The 11,516-nt window shown below is 66.7% G+C and carries 6 protein-coding genes; 3 read left to right on the plus strand and 3 right to left on the minus strand.

What is annotated here, in order from left to right; genetic code table 11:
• Nucleotides 1–325: 325 nt before the first annotated feature.
• From E8F11_RS08305 to ompR, 3 genes are all read right to left on the minus strand, one after another.
• Complete coding sequence (locus tag E8F11_RS08305; RefSeq protein WP_280288365.1) at nucleotides 326–4,108, minus strand: EAL domain-containing protein; 3,783 nt, start codon at nucleotides 4,106–4,108, stop codon at nucleotides 326–328.
• Nucleotides 4,109–4,405: 297 nt separating this feature from the next.
• Nucleotides 4,406–5,719 (minus strand): ATP-binding protein, encoded by a 1,314-nt coding sequence (locus E8F11_RS08310; protein ID WP_280288366.1) that lies wholly within the window; start codon nucleotides 5,717–5,719, stop codon nucleotides 4,406–4,408.
• A gap of 43 nt (nucleotides 5,720–5,762) precedes the next feature.
• Complete coding sequence (gene ompR / locus E8F11_RS08315; protein ID WP_280288367.1) at nucleotides 5,763–6,494, minus strand: two-component system response regulator OmpR; 732 nt, start codon at nucleotides 6,492–6,494, stop codon at nucleotides 5,763–5,765.
• A gap of 221 nt (nucleotides 6,495–6,715) precedes the next feature.
• Between ompR and E8F11_RS08320 the strand changes: the two genes are divergently transcribed.
• The 3 genes from E8F11_RS08320 to gshA all read left to right on the plus strand — a co-directional run bounded on the left by E8F11_RS08320 (nucleotide 6,716) and on the right by gshA (nucleotide 11,160).
• Nucleotides 6,716–9,037 (plus strand): Tex family protein, encoded by a 2,322-nt coding sequence (locus tag E8F11_RS08320; RefSeq protein WP_280288368.1) that lies wholly within the window; start codon nucleotides 6,716–6,718, stop codon nucleotides 9,035–9,037.
• 2 nt (nucleotides 9,038–9,039) lie between these two features.
• Complete coding sequence (locus E8F11_RS08325) at nucleotides 9,040–9,423, plus strand: PaaI family thioesterase (RefSeq protein WP_280288369.1); 384 nt, start codon at nucleotides 9,040–9,042, stop codon at nucleotides 9,421–9,423.
• A gap of 150 nt (nucleotides 9,424–9,573) precedes the next feature.
• Complete coding sequence (gshA, locus tag E8F11_RS08330; protein ID WP_280288370.1) at nucleotides 9,574–11,160, plus strand: glutamate--cysteine ligase; 1,587 nt, start codon at nucleotides 9,574–9,576, stop codon at nucleotides 11,158–11,160.
• Nucleotides 11,161–11,516 lie beyond the last annotated feature (356 nt).

Here is an 11,516-nt window from a genome sequence, read left to right on the forward strand (position 1 = left end):
CCCTCACGCCGGGCCCCCGGAGCAATGATGGAGCGAGGGGACCCGGCGCAGCCGGGCCGGATGTAGGGGCAAGCCCTTTTGGTTTCTTTTGGGTGGTGCGGCATTCCGACGACTGCCAAAAGAGACTCGCCGGGAGGCGAAACAGAAACTACAAGCCGGCTCGAAAAGCTGCTTGGCTCAGGACCTTCTAGCAACACTTAATGCAGACATAGCCAATTCATTCGCCAAGCAGGCCGAAGGGCTGCCCTGGAAGGGTGAATCGGGCCGCTGCGCAGCCCTTGGCGAATGAATTCGCCCCTACAAGATGCTGCACCCACAGCCTGTACTACAGGCTCCTCTCCATCACCTGCGAACCTTCGCGCGCGCGAATCCAGTTCTGGAAGCCCGCCTCGTCCAGCGGCCGACTGAAGTGGTAGCCCTGGGCCAACTCACAACCACGCTGGCGCAGCATGGTCAGTTGCTCTTCGCTTTCGATGCCCTCGGCTATGCACTCCAGGCCCAGATTGCGGCCGATGGCCAGGATGGTTTCCACCAGGGCCAGGTCGCTGGCCTCCCTGGCCAGACCGTCGACGAAGCTGCGGTCGATCTTCAGGCGGTCGAGGGGCAGGCGCTTGAGGTAGGCGAGGGATGAGTAGCCGGTGCCGAAATCGTCGATGGCGAAGCGCACGCCCAGCGTCTTGAGTGCCTGCATGGCGGCAATGCACTGCTCCACGTCCTCCAGCAGGCTGCCTTCGGTGATTTCCAGCTCCAGGCGCCCGGCCGGCACGCCATAGCGCTGCAGGGCGTTGCTGATGCGTTCGACGAAGCCGGGCTTGCGCAGCTCGCGCGGGCTGACGTTGATCGCCAGCACCAGCCAGGGCCATTCCGCCTGCCAGCGGGCCAGGCAGCCGCAGGCGCGCTCCAGCATCCAGTCCGAGAGCTCGATGATCAGTCCGGTCTCTTCCGCCAAAGGGATGAACTGCGCCGGCGGTATCTCGCCCCGGATGGGGTGACGCCAGCGCATCAGCGCCTCGGCCCCTATCACCCGGCCGTCTGCCAGGGCGAGCTGCGGCTGGAATTCCAGGCTCAGCTGGTTGCGGTCGATGGCCTGACGCAGTTCGCTCTGCAACTGCAGGCGCTGGTCGATGGCCGCCTGCATTTCCGGGGCGAAAAAGTGCAGGGCGTTGCGCCCGGACTGCTTGGCCCGGTACATCGCCGTATCCGCCTGCTTGAGCACATCCGCCGCGCCCTGCTCGGCAAAGGGGTGCAGGGCGATGCCGATACTGGCGCTGACCACCAGTTCATGCTCGCCGATGATGTAGCTGCCGTGCAGGCTCTGCAGCAGCTTGTCGCCCACCTCGGCGGCGAGCTTGCCGGCCTGTTCCGGGGTGTCGGCCAGGGCCTCCAGCAACACCACGAACTCATCGCCGCCGAGGCGCGCCAGGGTGTCCTCGTTGCGCAGGCAGCCGGCCAGGCGCGCGGTGACTTCCCGCAGCAGGGCGTCGCCCACCGGGTGGCCGAGGCTGTCGTTGACTGTCTTGAAGTGGTCCAGGTCGATGAACAGCAACGCGCCGCAGCGTGCTTCGCGCATCTCGCGGGCCATGGCGTGCTGCAGGCGATCGAGCAGCAGCCGTCGGTTGGGCAGCCCGGTGAGCTCGTCACTGTAGGCCAGGCGTTCGATTTCGCGCTGGTAGCGCTGACGCTCGGAGATATCGGTGATGCTCAGGCGGATCAGCGGCCGGCCTTCGCCGGGCAGGCGCACCAGGCGCACCTCACAGGGGCGGACGCGGCCGTTCACATCGCGCATCAGCCAGTCGAAGGTGGGCGTGTCGCCCTTGAGTGCCGCGCGGGTGTGGGCGTTGCCCACCTCCCGCGACGACCGGCCGTCGGCCTGCAACGGCGGGCTGAAGGTGGTGGGCATATGACCGTTGAGCTGCTCGCGGGACAGGCCGAACAGGCGCGCGGCGTTCTCGTTGGCCTCGACTATGCCGTGCTGCGGATCGAACACCAGGATCGCCTCGGGCGCGTGCTCCACCAGGGTGCGGTAACGCGCTTCGGCCTCGTGCCGGGCGCTGATGTCTTCCACCAGCGCCAACAGGGCGTAGAGCTGGCCATCCAGATCGCGTACGCCGCGCACGTTGACCCGCGCATGCACGGTGCCGCCGGAGCCTTTCATGAAGCGTTTGTCCAGCTCGTAGCCGTCGCGCTTGCCGCTGCGCACCTCTTCCAGCAGGGCCTCTTCGGCCGCGCGGTCCTCGGCCAGGGTCATGCTCATCCAGTCGACGCCGCGCAATTGGTCGCGGGAGCGGCCGAGGATGCTGCAGAGCTTGTAGTTGACCTCTTCCCAACGCTGGTCCGGGGTGCACAGGGCCATGCCCATCAGCGGGGCTTCGAAGAACAGGTGCAGGTGCTTGTCGCGTTCGTGCTGCAGGCGTTCGGCGCGCTTCTGGCTGGTCAGGTCGAGCATGGCGCCATAGATGCGGATCACCTGGTCGCCGTCGTGCTCGGCGAGGCCCTTGATCCGCAGCCAGCGCGAAGTGCCCCGGGCGCCCTGCATGCGCAACTCGACGTCGAAGGGTTCGGCGCTGCGCAGGCAGTGTTCCAGGGTGTCTTCCAGCAAGGCGCGGCTGGCGGGGTCGAAGAAGCTCAGCATCTGCCCCAGGCTGGGAGCGCCGACGCCGGGGTCCAGTTCATAGATGCGGAAGCTACCCTCGCTCCAGGCCATCTTCAGGGAGCTGATTTCCAGTACCCAGCTGCCGATGTCGGCGATGGCCTCGGTCTGGTTCAGCAGGTGGGTCTGGCGCAGCAGTTCCTCGCGGCGCGTATCCAGCTCCTCGGCCAGCATCTCGCGACTGCTGACGTCGTGCTGCAGGGCGACGAAGTGGCTGATGCCCTGGCCGTCGCGCATGGGCGCCACGGTGATCTCGTTCCAGAACAGGCTGCCGTCCTTGCGATAGTTGCGCAGCACCAGGTGACATTGCTCGCCGCGTTGCAGGGCGTCCTGCAGGCGCGGCAGCTCGGACTGGTTGCGGTCGTGGTGCAGCAGGAAGCGCCAGTTGTTGCCGAGGACCTCCTCGCGCGCGTAGCCGCTCATCTGTTCGAAGGCCGGGTTGCAGTAGATCAGCGGCTGGTCGGGCTGGCGCGCGTCGGCAATGGTCACCCCCAGGGGGCTGGCCTGCAGGGCCAGGTTGGTCAGGGCCAGCTCCTTCTGCATTTCGTCGCGGCGGCCGAGGGCCAGGCGCAGGTCGCTGAGGCTGCGGCCCACCAGCAGGGCGGACATCGTCAGCAGCAGCACGCTGAAGTACAGCTCGATGCCCGACTGCGGGTCCGCCAAGGTGCTGCCGCCCAGTTGGCGCAGCGCCGGGATGGCAAGGACGGTCACTGCGGTGAGACCGGCGCCGCAGAGGGCGCCCGGGAAGCCCCAGACCAGCGCCAGGCCGAGCATCATCAGGCCGATGGGCGGCAGGGTGACGATCAGCGGCACCACGGTCAGCAACCAGGGAATCAGCAACGCGAGGGCCAGCAGCAGCGGCCAGGGCGGCAGGCGGTGCAGGGTTTCCGGCAGCGCCTCCACCGGCTCGGGCACCCAGCCACGGCGGCTGAATAGCGGCGTCAGGTAGGTCAGCAGCGGCAGGCTGACGGCCAGGGTGGTCAGGCTGGCGCCGGGCCAGACCAGCAGGGCGGCATTGCCCCAACTGTCCTTGGCGGGACTGCCGCTCAGCAACAGGGCTGCCTGTTCGCCATAGACCAGCAAGCTGACCGGCAACAGCACGCCGTAGAGCATGAAGCGCAGCAACTCGCGGAAGTCCCGCAGGTCGGCATGGCAACCGGCGCGCCTGAGCGACCACCAGCCCACCGCGACGCTGAGGGTTTCTGGCAGCGCATAGAGCGCCGCCCAGTGCCAGTCCATATGCCATAGAGACACGCTGAGCAGGGCGTTGAAATAAATGGCGGGCAACACCCGGGCGCCCCACCAGAGGCAGAACACCAGGCCGAGGGCAAAGGGCAGGTACCAGACGGCCAGGCCGCTGGAGGCCTGGGTCGCCAGGGAGATCCAGGTGGCCAGATGCAGCAGCGGCAAGGGCAACCACCAGGTCCATTGGGGCAGTCGGAAGGAAGCGGCTGGCATACTGACCTCATGTCGGTGCGCAAGCTGAGGATAGCCCAGCGCCGGCCCAGCGTACGCCGAAATATGGCGCCCTGGCATCACCACCGATGGCAGGCACGAATCAGTGACCGAAGGGATTTCAGGGAGGGAAGCGCCCCACCGGGACCCTTGCGGTATCCCGTTCCGTACGAAAACGCGCCGAGCAATGGCCAGGCTAGGCAGAAATCGGCGAGGACGCGGAGTTAACGACTGTTAATGAGCAGGCCGAGCCGATTTCTAACGACGCATGGCCGAAGCGCAGGCCGTTTTCGTAGGAACCTACACCGCGTCGCGCGGCAGTAGCAGACCCAGCGGCAGGCAGACCCGCGCCTCCAGGCCACCGCCGGAGCGGTTGCGCAGTTCGACGCTGCCGCCGTGCTGGGCGGCGATGCGCTTGACGATCGCCAGCCCCAGGCCGGTGCCCTTGCCGCCGCGGGCGCGGTCGCCGCGGATGAAGGGGTTGAAGATGTCCTGCAGTTCCGCGGGGTCGATGCCGACGCCGCGATCGAGGACACTGAGCACCACGTAGGGCGCCGCGTTGTCGCCGGCGAGGAAGGCCGCAACTTCGACGCCGTTACCACCATATCGCAGCGCGTTCTCGATCAGGTTCACCAGCAGCCGTTTGATCGACACGCGCCGCAGCGGGAAGTGCGGCAGCGGTTCGAGGCAGAGGCGCACCTGCTCCTCCTGCTGGTTGTAGGGTGCCACCACTTCTTCCACCAGTTCGCCCAGGTCCAGCTCTTCCACCCGCTCGTCACGGCCGTCGCGGATGAAGGCGAGGAACTGGTCGAGGATGGCGTCCATGTCTTCGATGTCGCGGACCATGTCCTCGGTCAGCTCGGAGTCGTTGCTCATCAGCTCCAGCGACAGGCGCAGGCGCGTCAGCGGCGTGCGCAGGTCGTGGGAAACGCCGGCCAGCATCAGCTCGCGCTCGCGGGCGCCGCGTTCGACGTCCTCGGCCATCTGGTTGAAGGCGCGGTACACCTCGGCCATCTCGCTCGGCGTATCGCTCACCGGCAGGCGCACGCTGCGCCCCTGGCCGACCTGGCGGGCGGCGAAGACCAGGCGCTTGAGCGGGGCGTTGAGCTGGCGCACGAAGATCCAGGCGGCGGCGGTGGAGAGCAGGCCGATGCCGAGGAACCAGCCGAGCACGCTCCAGATGCGCTGGCCGCGCAAGGGGTGTGGATAAAGCGGGATGCGTACCCAGTCCGGGCCCAGCTCCGGGGCGTGGACCCAGAGCGCCGGCGGGCTCTGGGCGCGCAGGCGCACTTCGGTGCCCGGGCCGAGCTCGGCCTGCATCTGGCGCTGGAATATCTCGCTGTAGGGCCAATGCTGCTCGCTGGCCGGCACGGCGTCACGGGTCACCCGCTTGAGGCCGGCGGCCTTGGCCAGATCGTGGCGTTCTTCTTCGCTTGCGGCCCAGTAGGCGCGCAGGGTCAGCGCGGCGCCGTGGCTGTACTGGCGATCCACCAGCACGTCCTCGTTCATCATCAGGTAGACCAGGGTCAGCGCCTTGGAGAACAGCACGACGATGAGCACCAGCCAGAGGGTGCGCGAGAAGAAGCTCTGCGGGAACCAGTAGGGCGTTCTCATGACCACCCTGGGTTGCCCGGCGGCGGGTACGCCCGCCGCACGATCACTTGTTGCCATCGGGTACGAACACGTAGCCGACGCCCCAGACGGTCTGGATATAGCGCGGCTTGGAAGGGTCCGGCTCGATCAGCCGGCGCAGGCGGGATATCTGCACGTCGATGGAGCGCTCCAGGGCGTCCCATTCGCGGCCCCGGGCCAGGTTCATCAGCTTGTCGCGGGTCAAGGGCTCGCGGGCGTGCTGGACCAGGGCCTTGAGCACGGCGAACTCGCCCGTAGTCAGCATCTGCACCTCGTCGCCGCGTTTCAGCTCGCGGGTGGCCAAGGACAGCTCGTACTCGCCGAAGCTGACGCTCTCTTCCTCGCTGGCCGGCGCACCCGGCACCTGGGGCGCCTGGCGGCGCAGGACCGCCTTGATCCGCGCCAGCAGCTCGCGGGGATTGAACGGCTTGGCCAGGTAGTCGTCGGCGCCCAGCTCAAGCCCCTGGATGCGGCTGGTCTCATCGCCCTTGGCGGTGAGCATGATGATCGGCACCTGGTTGTTGGACGCGCGCAGGCGACGACAGGCGGACAGACCATCCTCGCCCGGCAGCATCAGGTCCAGCACCACTAGGTTGAAGAGTTCGCGAGCCAGCAGGCGGTCCATCTGCTCGACGTTCTCCACCGCGCGCACGCGGAAGCCTTGCTCGTCGAAGAAGCGCTCCAGAAGGCGCCGCAGACGGGCATCGTCGTCGACAATGAGGATCTTTTCGCCTTCAGCGGTCGAGTTGCTGCTCATGATTTCTCCTGTTTGCAAGCCGCGCATTATCACCTGCTGGCGGCACGCGGCGGCTTGCCCATTGTTAGCAGATTTTTCCCCGAACGGTTCCCTACCCTGCAGAACTCGGTGTTTATAATGCGGCGCCTTTCATCACCGGCGAGCCCTTGCTCGCCGTTCTGTTTTTCCGCGGTAGCCCCCGTGGCCCGCCCCCCGGCTGCCGCCCATGCAGGTGTTTTTCAATGGATAGCATCAACAACCGCATTGCTGAAGAGCTGGGCGTGCGCCCGCAACAGGTCGCCGCCGCAGTGGCACTGCTGGACGAAGGCTCCACCGTGCCTTTCATCGCCCGCTACCGCAAGGAAGTCACCGGCAGCCTCGACGACACCCAGCTGCGCAATCTGGAAGAGCGCCTGCGCTACCTGCGCGAAATGGAAGACCGCCGTTCCGCGATCCTCGCCAGCATCGAGGAGCAGGGCAAACTGACCCCGGAACTGGCCCGCGAGATCAAGCTGGCCGACACCAAGACCCGCCTCGAAGACCTCTACCTGCCCTACAAGCAGAAGCGCCGCACCAAGGGCCAGATCGCCCTGGAGGCCGGCCTCGGCGAACTGGCCGACGCGCTGTTCAATGACCCGGGCCTGTCGCCCGAGGCGGAAGCCGAGCGCTTCATCGACGCCGAGAAGGGCTTCGCCGACGTCAAGGCGGTGCTGGAAGGCGCCAAGTACATCCTCATGGAGCGCTTCGCCGAAGACGCCACCCTGCTCGCAAGCCTGCGCGGTTTCCTCAAGGACAACGCTACCCTCAGCGCTCGCCTGGTGGCCGGCAAGGAACAGGAAGGCGCCAAGTTCAGCGACTACTTCGAGCATGACGAGAACCTCAAGGGCATGCCTTCGCACCGCGCCCTGGCGATCTTCCGCGGGCGCAACGAAGGCGTGCTGAGCATCGCCCTGAAAGTCGGCGAAGAGCAGCCCGGCACCATGCATCCCTGTGAAGGGATGATCGGCGAGCGCTTCGGCGTCTCCAACCAGGGCCGTGCCGCCGACAAGTGGCTGGCCGAGGTGGTGCGCTGGACCTGGAAGGTCAAGCTCTACACCCACCTGGAAACCGACCTGCTCGGCGAGCTGCGCGAGGCCGCCGAGGGCGAGGCCATCAACGTCTTCGCCCGCAACCTGCATGACCTGCTGCTGGCCGCCCCGGCCGGCCCGCGCGCCACCCTGGGCCTGGACCCGGGCCTGCGCACCGGCTGCAAGGTGGCAGTGGTCGACGCCACCGGCAAGCTCCTGGACACCGCCACCGTCTACCCCCACGTGCCGCACAACAAGTGGGACGAGACCCTGGCCATCCTCGGCAAGCTCTGCGCCAAGCACGCTGTCGACCTGATCGCCATCGGCAACGGCACTGCCAGTCGCGAGACCGACAAGCTGGCCATCGAGCTGATCAAGAAATTCCCGGCGCTGAAGATGACCAAGATCATGGTCAGCGAAGCCGGCGCTTCGGTGTACTCGGCCTCCGAACTGGCGGCCAGGGAATTCCCCGAACTGGACGTGTCCCTGCGTGGCGCGGTGTCCATCGCCCGCCGCCTGCAGGACCCGCTGGCCGAACTGGTGAAGATCGACCCGAAATCCATCGGTGTCGGCCAGTACCAGCACGACGTCTCCCAGCTGCAGCTGGCACGCAGCCTGGACGCAGTGGTCGAGGACTGCGTGAACGCCGTGGGCGTGGACGTCAACACCGCCTCCGCCGCCCTGCTGGCGCGCATCTCCGGCCTCAACGCGACCCTGGCGCAGAACATCGTCGCCTACCGTGACGCCAACGGCGCCTTCAAGACTCGCAACGAATTGAAGAAGGTCAGCCGCCTGGGCGAGAAGACCTTCGAGCAGGCCGCCGGCTTCCTCCGCGTGATGAACGGCGACAACCCCCTGGACGCTTCTGCCGTGCACCCGGAGACCTACCCGCTGGTGCAGCGCATCGCCGAAGGTACCGGCCGCGACATCCGCTCGCTGGTCGGCGACTCCGGCTTCCTCAAGCGCCTGGACCCGGCCAAGTTCACCGACGAGACCTTCGGCCTGCCCACCGTCACCGACATCCTCAAGGAACTGGACAAGCCCGGCCGCGACCCGCGCCCGGAGTTCAAGACCGCCGAGTTCCAGGAAGGCGTCGAGAGCCTGAAAGACCTCACGCCCGGCATGGTGCTGGAAGGCGTGGTGACCAACGTCACCAACTTCGGCGCCTTCGTCGACATTGGCGTGCACCAGGACGGCCTGGTGCACATCTCCGCGCTGTCGGAGAAGTTCGTCAAGGACCCGTACGAAGTAGTCAAGGCCGGCGACATCGTCCGCGTGAAGGTCATGGAAGTGGACATCCCGCGTAATCGCGTGGGCCTGTCCATGCGCATGGGCGACACCCCCGGCGAGAAAGTCGAAGGCCCGCGCGGCGGCGGTTCCCGCCAGGGCGGCCAGCCGCGCCAGCAACAGGGCGCGCCGCGCCAAAGCGCACCGCCGCCGAGCAACGGCGCCATGGCTTCGCTGTTCGCCAACGCCAAACAGATCAAGAAGAAGTGACCATGGACCTCGCCAACCTGCAGGCCGCCAGCGCTTACAGCAAGCTGCTGGGCATCGAACCGCTGAGCCTGGGGGACGGCGTCGCCGAGGCGCGCTTGCCCATGGACGAGCACCTGCGCAACCGCGCCCAGATGATGCACGGCGGCGCCATCTTCTCCTTGCTGGACATCACCATGGGGCTGGCCTGTTCCAGCTCCCATGGCTTCGACCGGCGCAGCGCCACCCTGGAATGCAAGATCAACTACATTCGGCCGGTGGCCGAGGGCGAGGTGATCTGCAAGGCACGGGTGCTGCACGCCGGCACGCGCACCCTGGTGGTGGAGGCCGATGTGCTGCAAGGCGACAAGTTGGTCGCCCGGGGACAAGGCACCTTCGCTCAGCTGTAACCGCGGGGTGGCGACAAAGCTCTATTCTGGACGAAGCGACAACGCGAGCCGCCGGTGGGAAAAGTATTTCTGCCGGCGGCGAAGTCCGCCTCTTGTAGACAGCTTGGTCCACCCCCATATTGGGGCGACCGACGCGTGAAGGATTCCAAATTGAGCGATCTTCTTTCCCGCCGCCTGGCCTTGCTCGGCGAGCGCGCCAACCTGCCCCTGCTCACCCGTTGCCTGCACGGCATCGAGCGTGAATGCCTGCGGGTCGAAGGCAATGGCCAACTGGCGCTGACGCCGCACTCCCCCGCCCTGGGCTCGGCCCTGACCCATGCGCAGATCACCACCGACTATTCGGAATCCCTGCTGGAGTTCATCACTCCTGCCGAGCCCGACCCGGCGGCGACCCTGGCGGACCTGGAGAAAGTCCATCGATTCACCGTCGACAAGCTCGGCGACGAACTGCTCTGGAGCGCCTCCATGCCCTGCCGCCTGCCGGGTGAGGAAGTTATCCCCATCGCCCGCTATGGCAGTTCGCCCATCGGCCGCCTGAAGTACGTCTACCGCAAGGGCCTCGCCGTGCGTTATGGCAAGACCATGCAGTGCATCGCCGGCATCCACTACAACTACTCCCTGCCCGAGGCCCTCTGGCCGCTGCTCAAGCAGGCCGAGGGCGATCCGCAGAGCGAGCGCGACTACCAGTCGGCGCGCTACATCGCGATGATCCGCAACTTCCGCCGCTACAGCTGGCTGTTGATGTACCTGTTCGGCGCCGCGCCGGCCCTGGACAGGAGCTTCCTGCGCGGCCGCCCCCACGACCTCGACAGCCTCGACGCCGACACCCTCTACCTACCGTATGCCACCAGCCTGCGGATGAGCGACCTGGGCTACCAGAACAACGCCCAGTCCGGCCTCACGCCCTGCTACAACAGCCTCGACAGCTACCTGTCGAGCCTGCGCCAGGCGGTGTCCACGCCCTACCCGCCCTACGCCGAGATCGGCACCAAGCAGAATGGCGAGTGGGTGCAGCTGAACACCAACGTGATCCAGATCGAGAACGAGTACTACTCGAGCATCCGGCCCAAGCGCATCACCTACACCGGCGAACGCCCGATCCAGGCGCTGATGGCCCGTGGCGTGCAGTACGTCGAGGTACGCTGCCTGGACATCAACCCCTTCCTGCCGCTGGGCATCGACCTGCAAGAGGCGCGTTTCCTCGACGCCTTCCTGCTGTTCTGTGCCCTGCAGGACAGCCCGCCGATGGCGGGCGAGGAATGCCGCGGCGCCACCGACAACTTCCAGCGGGTGGTCAAGGAAGGCCGCCGTCCGGGTCTGCAACTGCAGCGCCACGGCCACGCCGTCGACCTGACCGAATGGGCCCTTGAGCTGCTCGACCGCATCAATCGCACCGCCGAGCTGCTGGATGCCGCCCACGACGGTCAGGAACATGCCGTCGCCCTGGCCGCCCAGCGCGCCAAGGTCGCCGATCCGGAGCTGACCCCCTCGGCACAGGTGCTGGCCGAACTGCGCCAGCGCGGCGAAAGCTTCAGCCAGTTCTCCGTGCGCCAGAGCCGCCGCCATGCCGAACACTTCCGCAGCCAGCCGCTGAGCGCGGAAGACCAGGCCCGTTTCGAAGCCTTGGCCCGGGAATCCCTGGCAGAACAGGCGCGGCTGGAAGCCGAACCGGAAGTTGACTTCGACACCTTCGTCGCCGCCTACCAGGCGAGCATCCTGGGGTTGATCAGTAACTGATCAGCAAATCGCCCCTGCCCGTTTCTTGTGGGGGCGATTTCAATCGCTAAGCAGACCGCAGGTCTGCCCTTCGGCCTTGCAGGGGGCAGCTACGCTGCCCTCAGCGAATGAATTCGCCCCCACAGGAAAACAGTCCGCACTACATGCAGGCGAGGCGCTCGGGCGAAAATCAGAGCGTTTTCTCGAAGATCGGATGGAATCCGGGAGCGGGGCTGAGCATTTCCCCGGATTTCATCCGGGCTACGCTCTGCGATGCTCCTGTAGGGGCGAATTCATTCGCCAAGCAGGCCGATGGTCTGCCCTTCGGCCTTGCAGGGGGCAGCTACGCTGCCCTCAGCGAATGAATTCGCCCCCAC

This window comes from Pseudomonas sp. BN417 (assembly GCF_029871205.1).
GTDB lineage: Bacteria > Pseudomonadota > Gammaproteobacteria > Pseudomonadales > Pseudomonadaceae > Metapseudomonas.

What these genes read in the sequence shown, in the direction of transcription:
- E8F11_RS08310 (WP_280288366.1), bottom strand. Translation starts at nt 5,719, where the DNA reads ATGAGAACGCCCTACTGGTTCCCGCAGAGCTTCTTCTCGCGCACCCTC.
- E8F11_RS08320 (WP_280288368.1), top strand. Translation starts at nt 6,716, where the DNA reads ATGGATAGCATCAACAACCGCATTGCTGAAGAGCTGGGCGTGCGCCCG.
- E8F11_RS08325 (WP_280288369.1), top strand. Translation starts at nt 9,040, where the DNA reads ATGGACCTCGCCAACCTGCAGGCCGCCAGCGCTTACAGCAAGCTGCTG.
- E8F11_RS08305 (WP_280288365.1), bottom strand. Translation starts at nt 4,108, where the DNA reads ATGCCAGCCGCTTCCTTCCGACTGCCCCAATGGACCTGGTGGTTGCCC.
- ompR (WP_280288367.1), bottom strand. Translation starts at nt 6,494, where the DNA reads ATGAGCAGCAACTCGACCGCTGAAGGCGAAAAGATCCTCATTGTCGAC.